Source organism: Paenibacillus sp. RRE4 (assembly GCF_031844205.1).
GTDB classification, from domain to species: domain Bacteria; phylum Bacillota; class Bacilli; order Paenibacillales; family Paenibacillaceae; genus Paenibacillus; species Paenibacillus xylanexedens_B.
In genome coordinates, this window is record NZ_JAUZUT010000004.1 from 225,308 (window position 1) to 240,926 (window position 15,619).

The following is a 15,619-nucleotide window of genomic DNA, read 5'->3' on the forward strand; positions in this document are numbered from 1 at the left end:
ACAAAGTGGGGAATGTTACGACTTGTAACAAAGTAGGGGGGATGATCAGTTGAAGAGAAAAATAGGGGGGATGGAAGAATAGGAACAAGTGAGAGCGAGAATGGTAAGAAAAAGATAAAGGTGGTCAGGTTAAACGCCTATTTTGAGATCATGAGGGCCATAGCCCGGTCACCGTATAGGGCAAATACATAGCTTAAGGTGTAGGCAAACGTTAAGGAGGCATGACGATGAGCGAAGTTAAACCGAACTCACCGAACGGACAGGGGCAAGTTTACGGACTACAAGGAGGGCATGAACATATGTACGGATACCAATATCCAGGTCAAGAGATGTACAACTACGGAACAATGCCTTATGGCTACCAGCCGAATCAAGCACCGATGGTGCAGGGATACCACCATGGTTGTGCACCTGCCTGTGGTGGAGGAGTCTGGAGTTCCATGGGAACCATTCTTGTTTTATTCATTCTGCTCGTAATCATCTCCAAAACCATGTTTATCTAAAGGCTCTGCTGAGAGGCCGCGGTCCAAACGTGGACTGCAACATCGGGCCAATCGGAAAGCCTGACTGGATTTATGCAATTCGGATGCGTTTCTTATAAGAATCCTTCATACAAAGAATGTAAGGGAATCTCTTATGTGTTAACTCCGGCAGTAAGCCGGGGTTATCTTTTTTTAGGCGTGCTTTATCGCGGGAAGGGATAAAGCAAATGGGATATAGAAAAGCACCCGGAACCCAATTCCGGGTGCTTGATGTATGTTTTCAATCTTCTCAAGAATAAATGATATCCAAAACAACAAAAGCCCTACCTCTCTTTTGTCCTTGCGGCTCCGATGACCGCGCCAGTGTGAATGGGAACATCTTGTAAACCCTTAGTCTACCGGGTTATTGTGATTCAGGTTCGTCAATCTCCATAGGTTAGTTAGCATATTCGCTGCGGTCGCAGCATGAAGAAAATATTCCGGGGTTAAAAAGAAGACAGAAAATCATATGAGGTTGTTTGTACAACTTCTATATCATACCACAGTCTGTAATTTATTGCAATAAAAAGGAAGGGCGACCCTTGAAGCACAAGTTTAGGCCTTCATTTGAGTCCGGAGTTTGGAAAGAAATATCTCAAAAAAAATGTTATTAGGGGTAATCCTCTTCAAACGTTTCTGCGTAGGTTATAATATGAGGGAAGATACAGAAAGGGGCCCTCGGATGACTGAATCGATAGAGGACAGCAGGTTGATGCAACGAATTGCAGAACGTGATGCTTCTGCACTGGAACTGCTATATGACCGATATGAACGGGCCGTCTATTCTTTTGCTTACCGAATTGTCGGTGATTCGATGGCGGCAGAGGAGACCGTGCAGGAACTTTTTCTGCGCATCTGGAATAAAGCGGAACGATTTGATGCCTCACAGGGGAAGCTGACCACATGGATGTTCGCGATTACGCGCAATATCGCAGTGGACATGCTGAGGCGGAGATCGAAAGGAGCAGCAACCACTTCAGTTGAGCATGAGACACTGGCGGCGTACGCTGACGAATATACAAATACAGAAGAAGAGGTCCAGCGCAAATGGGAAGGCACACGTATTAAAGAGGCGTTGACCCAATTGAATGAGGACCAGAAGCAAGTAATTGAATCGATATATTATGCAGGTTTAACGCAACAAGAGGTATCCAGCCGATTCGGGATTCCGCTGGGTACGGTGAAGAGCCGTGTCAGGCTTGCCATGCGTCAGCTCCAGAAGTTACTTGCTGATGCTGAATTGCATCCGGACGCGGGAAGGGAGGGCATACATCCATGATAGAACGACATGAGGAGTGGTCTGATCTGGCACCGATGTATGTGCTGGGCGGACTGGAAGCAGAGGAAGTGGCGGCATTCGAAGCGCATATGTCGAGTTGCGAAGCTTGTCGTCAGGAGGTAAGGGAATTGCAGGAGGTAACCGGCTCCCTGCCACTTGCGGCGGACCCTGTGGCACCGCCGCCGGGCATGCGAGCACGCGTGCTGGGCAGCGTGCTCGGTCAGGCGCAGGAGAGTACCGGCGCGACGCCGGCAGCGACTCCTGCGCAGCAACCTGAAGCACCCGCATCCGCGGTGCTTCGGGAAGACCTTGCGCCGCAGCACGAGCGTGCGGCGCAGCCCGGGCCTGGCTTGCCGCCAGCGGCGGTGCCTGCGGCCCGGGCCGAAGAGGCTGCCCAGGCACAGCTGGGGCAGCCAGATACGCGCGCGCGTGCGCGCGGTGGCCGCGCTTGGCGCGCAGCCAGTGCGGGCCTCGCGGCAGCGGCGCTGGTGCTCGGCGTGTACACGGCGCAGCTGCAGAGCCGCATCGACTTGCTGACGCAGCAAGCCGAAGGCGTATCGGCCGCGCAGGAGCAGCTGGCTCTCGCGCAAGCGCAGAATGCACAGCTGCAAGAGCAACTTGCTTCAGCCCAGGCGCCGGCGCAAGGCATGAAGACGGGCGAGGCCGTCAAGCTGAGCCCGGCAACGCAAGATATTGTTGCGCAAGGTCTGGCGACCATCGTGATCGATAGCAAAGGCACGCACCTCGTGGTGCAGGCAGAGAAATTGCCTGCACTGGAAGGTAACCAGGCATTTCAGGTATGGCTGATCAAGGGGGATACTCCTAAGAATGCGGGGACGTTCCTAAGTCATGACGGTACGGGAGCGGTCTATTACACGCTGGATTCCGCAAACGATTATGACACCGTAGCGATCACGCTTGAACCGGATGCGCTGGGGGATCAACCACGTGGCACAATGATTTTGGCGGCTAAAATTAAAACGAGTTAGATGCCAAAGTCCCCAAAAGGAGTTTTAATGGAATATACGTAACAAAAACCTGAATAAAAGGCCGCTCCCTCAGGGAGCGGCCTTTTTATGAAGCAAACCCCGAAGACTGCTAAGCAGAATATGCAACATTTTTCGCAGGATTTTATTAATTTTTTTAGTGGGAATAACCGATAAACATATAGGAGAAAACATCCTTATTCTCCCTTTTTTATCAGGGCGGAACGGGTTAGACATAGAGAGCGAGGGATTGGATTGGAAGTATATCGTGCATTTATCTTCCGTCTGCTACGCAATTATCTCATTGGTTCGATATCAGCCATTTTTATTGTGGGCACTGTGGTGATGATCTCAACCTTGCAGGTACCCAATATCCAATATGTTCGATTAGTCGCCATTGTACTCATTTCAATTCTGTTTATGCTAGTTGCAGAATTGATTACGCTATGGGCTCAATTAGGACCAATAGGCCATTTCTTCGCTGCAGAGCATCATGAAATGGCTGAATTAAATCGGATGTACGAACGAATTCACCGCTTTCCGGGACAAACCATATATCGTATTCTTGGGCCACACATGCTGGGTTTCTCTGTGCCCGCGGCAGGGATTACACTGTGGATGATTTCCACGGGCTGGCTTGAGATCCCGTATGGATATGTCATTGTTGCGGCTGTCTGTGCGTTCTTAATTGCCATTATGCATGCCTTGATTGAATATTACCTTACCGTGAGGGCAGTGAGGCCGTTGCTACTCGAAGTTCGCCGTAGAGGCAAGAATCTGTATGGGATGGAACCTTCGCTTGGCGGACGCATCCTGATCTCGATACAGCGAAAGTTTCAGACTAGCACTGCACTCATCGGTTTATTTCCACTGTGTTTATTTTTTCTGGCTACTTATATTCGGCTCCAGTACATAGACCCGGTGTTTGCAAAAGAATATACGTTTTGGGGTGTACTCATCGTCATCCTGGGCGCGGGATTCTCCATGGTGGGCAGCTGGCTGTTAATTCGGGATGTCCGTGATCCTGTGGCGGAGTTGACACAAGAGATGAACCGGATTCAGGGCGGCGAGTTCGGCAGAAGAACGCCGGATTTGTACTCGGATGAATTTTCGCAATTGATCTCGGGGTTCAATATGATGATTAGTCGGCTAGAGATGAGACAGGAGCGCAATCGGCAACTGCTGCAAAGTTACTTCTCTCTGCTTGCGGCTGCACTGGATGCCAGGGATAAATATACGGCGGGACATTCTATGCGTGTCGCGGAGTATTCTATTCTGATCGGCAGGCTCAGCGGTATGAATGACGAACAGGCCGACTTGTTGTACAAATCTGCTTTGCTCCATGATATCGGGAAGATTGGTATACCTGACGAGGTTTTACTCAAAGACGGCAAGCTCAGTGATGAGGAATTTGCAATCATCCGTACGCATCCTGTATTAGGAGAAAGTATTTTGCTTCAGATTGAGCCTGTGGACGCTATGGCAGACTTCCTGCCGGGGGTGCGATCCCATCATGAGAGGTATGACGGCAAAGGTTATCCGGATGGCATGGCAGGCGAGGAGATTCCACTATTCGGCCGTATTATAGCGGTAGCAGATGCCTTTGATGCGATGACATCAGACAGACCGTACCGGAATGGAATGAGTGATGAGCGAGCGCTTATGATTCTGGAAGAAGGAAAGGGGACCCAGTGGGACCCCTATTATGCAGGTTTGTTTATTGATGAGTGGAGACGACAGAAGCAACTGGACAAAAAGCCTGAAGAGGGGGTTAGTTGATCCCCTCCGTCCATTTGGAGGCTTTTCTGCGACGTCGATAAAGCGCTAGCCCAGTAATGATCGTGAAGATACATTCGCCAAGAATCATTGCACTCAGTGCGTCGTAAATGACATGTTGTTTGATGAGCAGTGTAGAGATAATGATAAGGGCTGCACCGGCAGCTACCATCACCTTGACGGATTTACGAATGGTCGAAACGGATAGAACGGCACGCATCACCAGATATGAGTGCAGGGCGTGAATACTGGGAAAACAGTTATATGGACGATCCTGGCTGTAGAGCCATCCGATGACGGCTGCACCTAGACCAGAGCCAGTTAATTCCGGCCGGGGAACCATCGTTTGGAAGTTAAAGTAGATCAGGTAACAGATCCAGACACAGATGATCATGGATAACAAGACCCGGTAATACATAAGTCGATCCTTGGCACACAGATAGGCCAGCACACCGAATACAAACGGGTACCATCCCAGATAGGGAATCGACATCGCGGGGATAAAAGGAAGCGTCTGGTCGATTGGAGAATTAAGGATAACATAACCACGACCCGGATTGTTCAGAATATCATAGAAAAGTCCCATAACGGCCAGGGATAACATCAGACTAAGCGACAGCCAATAGGATTTGTCTTTTAACAATTGCACAGCTGTAAATCTCCTTTCAGCATGTTTCAAGCAAACATGATTATAGCGATAAATATAAAGAATGAAACAACAATATATTGTACTATGTCTTACACACAAGTTGAATCTTAATTTTGTGTATTTTTTTGTTTCTTTTTGATGAGGTTCCCATGCCGAGATGGGTCTAGCGTGATATGATGTAAAAATACGAACGAAATAAGCACTTGGGTTATAACGTCGAACAACAGGAGTGAATGCATGCAATTTTCGAAAATGTTCGTACTCAATATGGGGATGCTTATTACGATCGCTTATCTTGCAAGTGTTTTCTATAAATATATCGTAATACGTGCCTCTTCCCAGGTAAAACAGATCTGTTCCGTGCTTGTGCTTATTTTTGCTGGCTGGATCAGTACCGTGTTTGGATTTCAGCTGAATGATGAGGTTATTTTTGATCTTCGTTATGTACCCTTAATTATTGCTGTTCTGACGTACAGGCAACCCTACAGTGTCATGATTATAGGTGTAGGAATTGGTTTGTCGAGGCTGACCTTTGGCATTACAGATGCGACTATTGCTGCTGTTATTAATATGTGTATTCTTGGATTGTTGTGTGCAGGCTTGAACATCTGGATGCGACGTAGCAACCACAGGCTGATCGTCAAAGGCATCATCGTTACATTGATCGTCAATGTTGTCAACAGTGTGAGTATTGCCTTTGTGGGTGTCATCCCGACCGCCTATTTCTTTTCGCACATCATGCCTTATACGCTTCCTAGTGGGATCGTACTCAGTCTAATATTTGCATTCATCTTACGTGACTTTCAGAATGAACAAAATCGTATTCTCTTGATCCAGAGCACGAATCGGCTGTTATCCGTGCAGAAGGAAGAGCTACAAAAAGCACAGATTGTTCTGGAGGAACGAGCCAGACAATTGACAATTGCTTCACAGTACAAGTCGGAGTTTCTGGCGAATATGTCTCATGAGTTGCGTACACCGCTCAACAGCGTGATTAACTTCGCTCAGATGATCAGTGAGAATGCCGATACCATGGATCAGGATGAGATTGTGCGTTTTGCAGGCATGATTGATCAATCCGGACAAGAACTCCTCAGGCTAATCAACGACATTCTCGATTTGTCCAAAGTTGAAGCGGGACGGCTGGATATTGTGTTGGAGGACATCAGTCTGAGTCAGTTGATCGAAGATGCCATGAATCATTTTGGGCTCGTTGCTGACAAAAAAGGAATTGAGCTGGTACTGGAGAAGCAAAAGGGACTGCCGGATACACTCTGGTCTGATCCGCAACGCGTGCAGCAGATTTTGCGGAATTTAATGTCCAATGCCATCAAGTTTACGCCGAAAGGGAAGGTCACTCTGACCGTGAGTACCAAACAGACTAAACAGGCGGATATGGTAAGTCAGTGGCTTGTTTTTTCGGTTCAGGATACCGGGATCGGCATTCCGGAGGACAAGCATCATTCTATATTTGAAGCATTTCAGCAGGCTGATGGTTCGATTAGCCGTAAATTTGGGGGTACCGGACTTGGCCTCTCGATCAGCAGGGATCTGGCAAGGTTACTGGGTGGATCAATTGAACTCGAAAGTGCTGAGAACAAGGGAAGTATCTTTCGTCTACGGCTTCCACTCACCGTGAAAAAATGAGTTGACAACCTCTGTGCCGTGAGTAGAATTTGGGGTGACAACTAGCATCGGCCGGCAAAGCTTTACCCGGTCTAAGGAGTGTATCCCCATACAGAAGATGGTCAAGATGAACCCCTCTTCGTTAGGCAAGCCACGGCGCAAGGGTTCGACACAACGCACGAATTTATCAATTGCAACATGGGAGGGCGTACCGGCAATTATTTTGCAAACGTTGCTGGGTGGTCCATTTCTAACCGGGTTTTTGCTTTATCTTGGGGCCGGGTCGAGGCATATCGGCTTTGTGCTCGCGATTACCACGTTTGTAAACATCGCGCAGATCGGCGCAGCATACTGGATGCAACGTATTCGGAGCCGTAAGCGCGCGCTTTTGCTGTTCGTCGGAGGGCACCGTATTTTGTGGAGTGCAACGGGATTAATTCCGTTCATTTTCCCTAAAGAATGGTGGGTCAGTATTTTTATTGGTTTATATACGATTGCATTCATATGTAATACCATCGGCGGTATGATCTGGACATCCCTGATTGGGGATATCGTACCTGCCAAGGTACGGGGACGTTATTTCGGGATACGAAATACGATTCTGAATGCGCTTGGAAGCGTTTGTTTATTTGGCGGCGGCATTTTGCTGGATCGTTATCCGGGAGAGACCGGTTTTCTGATTCTATTCATTCCCGTATGGATCTGTGCGATTGCCAATACGGTCATTTATTTGTTTTATCCGGATTTGCCCTTTGAACGTTCTACCGAAAAGTCGTTCTCACGGATGTTTATCAAACCGTTTCAGGATCGGGTTTTTCTGAAGGCGACTATTTTTCTGGCGACATGGCTATTGATCCAGACATTAATTGTTCCTCTTTATTCTTACGTTATGCTGGATCTGTTGAAAGTCAGCTATCAGATGGTCTCACTGATCACCGTCGTGCAAACACTGGTGATGATGGGAGGATTCTATATTTGGGGCAACCTGAATGCCAGATACAGTAACAAAACGTTGTTGTTCTGGACACTACCTGTCATCGCATTGTCTTGCCTGTCGTGGGGATTGATGTCCTTTGCTCCGGTACTGGTTGCGTTGTTCCTGTCCCATATTTTTCTTGGGATTGGTATTGGCGGCTTCAATCAGCTCGCGTTTAATTTTACGATTGGCGATACACCGAAAAGTGAAAGACCGATGTTTATAGCCGTTTATTCAGCTCTGACTGGCATAACATCGTTTATTGGCCCGCTGATTGGTGGCTGGCTTTACGAGAAGATGGAGACTCTCTCGGAAGCGATGGTCTGGATATCCACCTACGGATTCCAAGTGATGGTTGGTGCAGTGATGTTGCTGCTTACGTTTACTTTGGGACGTCGGATTCTTTTAAAATAAAAACAAAAAAAGCTGCTTACGATGTTCATTGATATAATACTCAGCTATATATGAATAGATTGGGGTGGTTGGAGAGATGCATCATCCTGAACGCAAAGCGATGGTGATCGGGGCTACTGGACTGGTGGGAGGGCATTTGGTTCGCAGTCTGCTCGGGCACCCCGCATACAGCGAGGTTCGCATTCTGGTCAGACGCGGACTTGATCTGGAACATCCCGGACTGAAGCAATACGTTGTAGACTTCGAACAACTTGAAGGTCAGGGACACTTGTTTGAAGGGATCGACGATCTGTATTGTTGTCTGGGCACAACGATTAAAAAAGCAGGTAGCCAAGATCAATTCCGTGAAGTGGATTATCACTATCCGGTTCGCGCAGCGACGCTGGCAAAGCGACATGGTGTGGAGCAGATGCTCGTGATTTCCTCCATGGGAGCGAAAGCGAACTCGCGTGTGTTTTATAGTCGGACCAAAGGTGAGATGGAGAATGCACTTTCGAGTATCGGGTTCCGTGCCTTACACATTTTTCGTCCATCTCTTATTCTGGGGGATCGCGGTGAGAAACGTGCGGGTGAACAATTCGCTGCACATGTTATGACTTTTTTGGATCGCTGGATGAAAGGCCGTTTGGATAAATATCGGGCGATTCATGCATCTACGATCGCTCACGCGATGAGAAATGTAGCCATGGTACAGACGAAGGGCATTCATGTTTATCCCAATGAAGTGATTCATGCGCTTGGGGTGCAGGACACGTAAGACTTGCAAGGGCGCAGGAGGATAAGCGTTTCTTGTCAGAACATGTGCATGGTATAATAGGCTTTAAAATAAAAGCATGCCTTGTCTCCATGTCGTGGCAGGGTAGCGAACACAAAGGAGTACCTGTCGAATGAAAAAAGCAATCTCGACCGAGCAGGCGCCAGGCGCCATTGGTCCATACAGTCAGGCAGTAGATGCAGGGGATTTTATCTATACATCTGGTCAGCTTGGTCTTAATCCGCAAACCGGTGAATTTGGTGCGGATGTGCAGGAACAGACTCGCCTGTCTCTCAGTAATGTTAAAGCAATTCTCGAAGCAGCAGGCACAAGCATGGATAAAGTGGTGAAAACAACCGTATTCCTGAAGGATATGAATGACTTCGTTCCTGTCAACGAAGTATATAGCAGCTTCTTTACGCAGCCTTATCCTGCACGCAGTGCTGTGGAAGTTGCGCGTTTGCCGAAGGATGCACTGGTGGAGATTGAAGTGATCGCGCTGAAATAGGACCATATTTCAGCCTTGCCATAGGATGAGCGATCGAATCCTGTGTTGTATACAATTACTGCAAAAAGCCGATTAAGGTCGTTCGACCGAAATTGGCTTTTTTGCTTAAGGTTTATATTTTACTATTTCAGTTGAACAATGTATTTACACGATAACGGAGAGGACAGAAAAAACCTGGGGATAACCGCTACTCTCCAGGTTATTCTGTCATCGAAGTGGGTGTGTAAAGTCTTTAGTTCAACTGATAGAAAAGGGCACTCAATCACGGTCTTGATCGCGCGCAAGGAACAGCCACACGGCGTAGATCGCCAGAACGATGGCAATGATAATCCCCGTATAGTAGACAGAAATGATATCCTTTTGTTTAAGGGCGATAGCAATGTATGCCCAAGTGAATACGAGAGGGTACACACTGTCACGGTAACGGAAGCTGACAAGCACGGCCAGAACCATACCAACGATCAGCATAATGATCGTCCATGCTGTTTCACTGATGCCGAATCCATCCCATCCGATTTTGTACAAATACACGGCTGTGTTAACGATGGTTGCTACGCTAACCCATCCGAGATAGATGCTGAATGGCAGTTTGACTAGCCAGATTTCAGCCGTGGTTGGCATAGTGATCGCACGTGTTTTGACGTACAGCATAATCAGAGTAAGCAGCAACAATACGATGATCAGCAGCGAGAGTCCGGTCTTGAGATTTTGAAAAGCGAAAATCCAGGCGACATTAAAGGCGCAGCTGGCAAGAAACCAGTATCCGAGGCGGGTAATCGAATTATTTTTCCAGGAGGCAGGAGTAAACTGGTAGATGATAAAACCTGCGAGAAGCAGGTAGATCAGACCCCATATCGCAAAGGCATAACCCGAAGGTGTCAGCAGTACAGGGTACATATCCGAAACTTCCTTGTTGGTCTTGCCACCAATAGGTAGCGCATTGGAGAGATAATTTACAATAATAACAGCAATAAAACCGAGGGCGTTTAACCACTTATACGGATTGTTACGGGACATGACGTTTCCTCCTTGGTTTAACAAATGTAATGAACCGTGGGTCAGTCTACAATAAATATACCCACTAAAGACGTATTCTAATAACCCGTGCTCAAAATCAGAGAACGTTCACCTTCTGGAGACCTCGCTTGGTTATCTTATTGGAACGGAGTATACTCTGTCCCAATGTACGCAACTTCAGGCGAGAATATGTCCATAGGAGTGTGTTCAGGCAATAGGGGGAGAGCGATGTTAACAAGAGAAACAATGGAGAGGCAACAGACCTGGTTCTACGTGATGGCTCTATTAGCAGGCGCATGGATTGGGCTAGCCGCTCCGGCATGGAGCAGTGTACTGCATATTGCGGTGTCTCCAATACTTGCTGTGCTGCTCTATAGCATGTTCTTGCAGATTCCGTTTACAGAGCTTCGGGCCTCCTGGTCCAATCTACGTTTTATGGCTGCGTTACTCATCGGGAATTTTATCGCTATTCCTGTTGTAGTGTGGCTACTTACGCTTGTTTTTCCGCAATCGCCTGGTGTGTTGATGGGAGTCTATCTAGTCTTGTTAACCCCTTGTATCGATTATGTCATCGTGTTTACACAGCTGGGACGGGGGAACGAGAAGCTGATGCTGGCAGCAACTCCGCTACTGTTTGTAGTTCAAATGCTATTACTTCCCGTGTATCTGTGGATGTTCATGGGCAGTGATGTAGCCGCAGTAATGAAGGCAGGACCGTTTGTCGAGGCTTTCTTGTTACTGATTGCTGTCCCGCTGTTGCTCGCGGTAATGACACAAGTATTGTGCAAAAAAGGTGTAAGGCCGCAGCGCTTTCTTCATGCGACGGCATGGCTCCCGGTTCCGATGATGGCAATCGCCCTGGTCGTTGTGGTAGCTTCCCAGATTGGCAAGGTCTACAATGATCTGGACAGTATTGTGAGTGTCATTCCGATCTATGTTGCATTCCTCATCATTATGCCCTTCATATCCAGGTTTATTGCAAAGCTTTTCCGACTCGATACAGGTGCTGGTCGGGCACTGATTTTTAGTGCGGCAACCCGTAATTCACTGGTTGTTCTACCTTTGGCATTATCCCTCTCGCCAGAGTGGGCAACCATTGCTGCGGCAGTTATCGTCACACAGACGATAGTGGAGCTTGCAGGAGAGTTGATCTATATCCGGCTTGTGCCTGGTGTGATTATGAGAGATCCCTAACCATTTCTCCCGTCCAATATGGATTGATATGATATAATCATTTTAATAGAACCATATTTGGTAAATAAAAGGGGGGTATAACGATCAAATCGTATTGGAAAGTAATGTTCTATCTGGATATTGCCATATTGCTGTTCAGTACTATCTATTTCCCTATCATGGCTCAAAAAACAGGAGATAACTTCCCTTATGTGTTGATGACCGTTTTTGTAATAGGAGCAGTTTTTCGAATGTTATATTACTTTAGAAAAAAGATGGCGAGTAAGCCATCCTGACGATAAACTTGCGTTGTTGTGAACGTAAGGTATAAAGAGGACTTCCGACAGATGATGTCGAGAAGTCCTTTTTTTAAATCGAAACAGGGGTGTTAACTACCGGTTCGTGGTATGGTTTTGCGATATTCTGCGGGAGTGATGCCCTCTATTTTTTTAAACACTTTGCTGAAATATTTTTCATCCTGAAAACCGACCATTTCCGAGACTTTGGCCACTCGCAGGGAGGGATTTTGTAGCAGGAGCTTGGCATTGTTGATCCGCAGCTTGCCGAGATATTCTGACCAGTTCAACCCAAACTGCTGTTTAAATTTACGAGAAATGTACTCCCTACTCAGATAAAAGCGTGCGGCAATCTGTTGCAATGACAAGTCCTCCTGATAATGAGCTTCCATGTAACGAGCGATTTCACGCATGGGATCAGGATCGGCGTGATGCTGAGCTGTGAGTGCTTTTCCGGCGGCAAGCAATCGTTGCTCCAGCAGAGAACGAAGAAGCGGGAATGAAAGCAGACCTTCAGGGTCTAAAGGCAATTCGGCAAAAGGAGGAAACTGATCCTCGGCACTTTCTTCCTCAAGGGAGAATTGACCTTCGGCATCATCCAGCCAACGGCTGAGCATCCATTCCAGCTCTTGCATCCATTGTTGCAGCTGCTCTGCACTAATCACCTCCAGCTTGGTAAACGGCTCAAGCCACTCTGTGACGGTATCGGATACACTGGCAGCATGACAGCTCAAGGCCGCTATACGCATAGGCTCTTCAAAAGCAGTCAAACGTTGGCCCTTATTCCTGCTCGGAGATTCAAGGGTGGAGTGGATACGCTGCTGCGTACCCATGGTATTACGTCTCCACAATTTGGAGCTGGCGTCCAGGTAGGCTCCCGAAATGCCGGCAGGGTAGTTTTCACAAGTCGAAATCCCAAAATGAAGCCTGCGCTGAATCGTCTGCTCCAATCCATCGTTAATGCTGTCCAAGATGTGTGTCAGTGAGGACGGTGGCCCCCAGTGAAACAGTACAATCTCATCCGGCTGGTTGAGCTGACGAAATGTGACCCCTTCCGCTGGTGTCCGCATCATCTCCGCGCAGATGTTAAGCACGGAGAATACGAGCAGATCAGGCTGACTGCGATATTTAGCCAAACAATCCGCATCCAGATGAGACAGACTGGTCACGGCGACACAGCACATCGGAATGAGACATGGTAGATTCAATTCTTCCTGTAATCGCTGAATATGTGCGGAAGTGTTACCTCTGCCAATGGCCAGCTCGGTGAGCAGGCGATCCTGATAATGAGGGCGCATGCGATTCACCACGATGGATTGTTTGGTGGACTCTGTGCGTAAGGCATGCTCCTCTTCCCAAGATTTCACTGCCTTCATCAAGGAGGCATTCAGTTCGTCTGCTTCGACCGGTTTTAGCAGGTAGTCCATACCGCCATGCCTTATTGCGTGCCTTACCAGTTCAAAATCGTCATATCCACTAATAACAATCACTTTACTATGAGGGGTGTGAGCGGAAATCCATTCAAGCAATGCCATTCCATCCTTGCCGGGCATGCGCATATCGCTCAGTATGATCTCAGGTTGATGCGCTCTAATTGCCTCGATCGCTTCATTTCCGTCTGCTGCTTCGAGCAATATGTCAATCCCCAGGTCATCCCAATGACCAAGGAGCTGGATCGCATGGCGGACATGCTGTTCATCATCAACAAGCAGTGCTTTCATGTTGTTCACTCTCCCGCGTATAGTTTGACTTGAAGTAATACACCGCCTGCTTCCAAATTATCAATTTCGATCCTGGCAGGCATGCCGGGATGAGCGTTAAGTGCGAGTCTGCGTACCACATTGCGAAGGCCGATGGATTCGGACATGGCAGAATCCTGGGAGGACATTGTAGATTCTGTCTCTTGGGGTTGTAGCCATTCGCGTATTTTAATCAGTTTATCCTCAGGAATAACTGGACCGTTGTTGATCAATTCAATCTTTATCCAGTGCTCGTCAACCCGGCGACTCGTGATGGAGATATATCCTCTTCCTGGCTGTACATCGGCTCCGTGTTTGAAATAATTCTCAATCAATGGCTGCAATGTCATGCGAGGCATCTGAATAGATAATGTATCTTCTGCAAAATCCATGTGTACCTCCAGACGTTCACCGAAACGTTCCTGCTGTAGCTCCAGATACAGCCGAGCATGCTCTGCTTCCTCGCGGAGGGTTACGCAGGTCTGATCCCGCATGCTGTATCGCAGCATTTTGGACAGGGAAGAAAGTAAGGTATACGCTCGTTTTCCTTGCTGTTGTAGCGCCAGAGTTCCAATGGATTGTAACGTGTTATATAGAAAATGCGGGTTGATCTGTGCTTGCAATGCTTTGAGCTGATTCGTCTTGTTCGCAAGTTCAAGCTGGTACTCTCGCAAGATCAAATTATTCACAGTATCCATCATATCCCGAAAATGCCTCGCGAGTACCCCGAATTCGTCCCTGCTCGACAGACGGATATCCACATGCAGGCGTCCTGCCTGAATCTGATTCATGTATCGCATGAGCTGCTTGAGCGGACCTGTAATACGTATGGAAATGAATAAAGTTGCCACGATCACAAGGATCAACGCTGCAATAGCAATCATCGCATTGTTCCAGGTTAACTCGGTGGCTCTTGCATATAATGTTTCATTCGGAATTTGCTTCACTATGGTCCAGTCCGCGTAGTTGCTTCCAAGTTGCTGATATATATACATGGACTGATCTTGTTCAAAATGTCCAGCGGCATTCCTTGCCGAACCGGCGAGGTTTCGTCCATCTTCAATCGTGCTTCCTGCCACTTGCTGCAGATGACCAGCCTCATTGGCCGCTTGCACCTCGGTACGTCCTTGATAAACAATCCGGTTCTGCCCATCAATCACGTAGATCTGCTCTCTGGCAGGATCATACAGTCTGCTACAGATCGCAACAATACTGTTCATGTTGAGGTCAATCGCTAGAACGCCCAGCCGCTCAGGGGATGGGATATCCCGAATGATCCGGTGCAAGGTAATCACGGTTCTTGGCGAATCGTCAGGAGAAGCTGCCTTGAAACCGTAGGTGTGACTCATATGTGCAGATTCTATCCAGATATCCGATCCTCCGTCCCCCGTTTTACCATGTAGCGAATCGGAATAGGCTTGCTTGCGTTCCTCCCGCTTCGGGAAAGGGCTCGTAATCAAGGTGGATTGGTTGGATACAAAAGAATGCAGATAGAGCTGGAATACATCCGGTACAGCGGCTCTGATCGTTTGCAATGTTGTATACACCTCGGCAACAGCCCGATAATCCCCCGGCAATTTAGCCAGATTCCGCAGGAAAGTGGGATCATTGTATATGGCGAGCGATGCCCGTGCTACGTTATCCACGTAATTGTTGAGATTGGTTGAAGCCTGATAAATGAGACGTTTATTCTCTTCCAGTGCCTGTTCTCGCAGGGCTGTTTTGGTCTGAATAAAGGTCATGCTGATCGATGCCAGTAGCGGAATCGTCGTTGCAATTAGCATAAAGGCAATGAGCTTGGTACGGATACTGTAGTATTTGGACATCAGTACACCCCTTCTGGTGACTCGTCAAGAGAGGACAATATTTTACACCCAACTGTTCACGAGTGTCGGTGTTTCCCTT

Annotated in this window: 13 protein-coding genes; 9 read left to right on the top strand and 4 right to left on the bottom strand. The window is 47.8% G+C overall.

Features of this window, described 5'->3' with window-relative positions; genetic code table 11:
• Positions 1-380 precede the first annotated feature (380 nt).
• The 4 genes from Q9R46_RS21070 to Q9R46_RS21085 all read left to right on the top strand — a co-directional run bounded on the left by Q9R46_RS21070 (position 381) and on the right by Q9R46_RS21085 (position 4,565).
• Positions 381-503 carry a sporulation protein YjcZ gene (locus tag Q9R46_RS21070; protein WP_139168879.1) on the top strand — a complete coding sequence of 41 codons (123 nt, stop codon included), beginning with the start codon at positions 381-383 and terminating at the stop codon, positions 501-503.
• Positions 504-1,203: 700 nt separating this feature from the next.
• Positions 1,204-1,800: an RNA polymerase sigma factor gene (locus tag Q9R46_RS21075; RefSeq protein WP_145333942.1), complete on the top strand. Its 597-nt coding sequence runs from the start codon at positions 1,204-1,206 to the stop codon at positions 1,798-1,800.
• On the top strand, positions 1,797-2,789 hold the full coding sequence (locus tag Q9R46_RS21080; RefSeq protein WP_397386395.1) for an anti-sigma factor domain-containing protein: 993 nt from the start codon (positions 1,797-1,799) through the stop codon (positions 2,787-2,789). The genes Q9R46_RS21075 and Q9R46_RS21080 overlap by 4 nt, the downstream gene beginning before the upstream one ends.
• Positions 2,790-3,041: 252 nt before the next feature.
• A complete protein-coding gene (locus tag Q9R46_RS21085) occupies positions 3,042-4,565 on the top strand; it encodes an HD-GYP domain-containing protein (protein WP_311281647.1) in 1,524 nt (507 codons plus the stop codon).
• Here the strand turns inward: Q9R46_RS21085 and Q9R46_RS21090 are convergent.
• The gene (locus Q9R46_RS21090; protein ID WP_311281648.1) at positions 4,558-5,211 is read right to left on the bottom strand and encodes a phosphatase PAP2 family protein; all 654 of its coding nucleotides are present in this window, start codon (positions 5,209-5,211) and stop codon (positions 4,558-4,560) included. The genes Q9R46_RS21085 and Q9R46_RS21090 overlap by 8 nt on opposite strands.
• A 237-nt stretch (positions 5,212-5,448) precedes the next feature.
• Between Q9R46_RS21090 and Q9R46_RS21095 the strand changes: the two genes are divergently transcribed.
• The 4 genes from Q9R46_RS21095 (at position 5,449) to Q9R46_RS21110 (ending at position 9,489) form a co-directional block, all read left to right on the top strand.
• Positions 5,449-6,858, top strand: a complete 1,410-nt coding sequence (locus tag Q9R46_RS21095) for an ATP-binding protein (protein ID WP_311281649.1) — start codon at positions 5,449-5,451, stop codon at positions 6,856-6,858.
• 106 nt (positions 6,859-6,964) lie between these two features.
• The gene (locus Q9R46_RS21100) at positions 6,965-8,227 is read left to right on the top strand and encodes an MFS transporter (RefSeq protein WP_311281650.1); all 1,263 of its coding nucleotides are present in this window, start codon (positions 6,965-6,967) and stop codon (positions 8,225-8,227) included.
• A 76-nt stretch (positions 8,228-8,303) separates the two neighbouring features.
• Positions 8,304-8,984 (top strand): oxidoreductase, encoded by a 681-nt coding sequence (locus tag Q9R46_RS21105; RefSeq protein ID WP_311281651.1) that lies wholly within the window; start codon positions 8,304-8,306, stop codon positions 8,982-8,984.
• A gap of 130 nt (positions 8,985-9,114) precedes the next feature.
• Positions 9,115-9,489 (top strand): RidA family protein, encoded by a 375-nt coding sequence (locus tag Q9R46_RS21110; RefSeq protein WP_090918620.1) that lies wholly within the window; start codon positions 9,115-9,117, stop codon positions 9,487-9,489.
• Positions 9,490-9,747: 258 nt separating this feature from the next.
• Here the strand turns inward: Q9R46_RS21110 and Q9R46_RS21115 are convergent, their stop codons facing one another.
• A complete protein-coding gene (locus Q9R46_RS21115; protein WP_311281652.1) occupies positions 9,748-10,506 on the bottom strand; it encodes a tryptophan-rich sensory protein in 759 nt (252 codons plus the stop codon).
• A 228-nt stretch (positions 10,507-10,734) separates the two neighbouring features.
• Between Q9R46_RS21115 and Q9R46_RS21120 the strand changes: the two genes are divergently transcribed.
• Positions 10,735-11,700, top strand: coding sequence for an arsenic resistance protein (locus tag Q9R46_RS21120; protein ID WP_311281653.1), 966 nt, complete (start codon positions 10,735-10,737; stop codon positions 11,698-11,700).
• Between the two features lie 367 nt (positions 11,701-12,067).
• Here Q9R46_RS21120 and Q9R46_RS21125 read toward each other — a convergent pair whose 3' ends face one another.
• Positions 12,068-13,696, bottom strand: a complete 1,629-nt coding sequence (locus tag Q9R46_RS21125; protein WP_311281654.1) for a response regulator transcription factor — start codon at positions 13,694-13,696, stop codon at positions 12,068-12,070.
• Positions 13,697-13,701: 5 nt separating this feature from the next.
• Positions 13,702-15,540, bottom strand: coding sequence for a cache domain-containing sensor histidine kinase (locus tag Q9R46_RS21130; protein ID WP_311281655.1), 1,839 nt, complete (start codon positions 15,538-15,540; stop codon positions 13,702-13,704).
• Between the last annotated feature and the right edge of the window lie 79 nt (positions 15,541-15,619).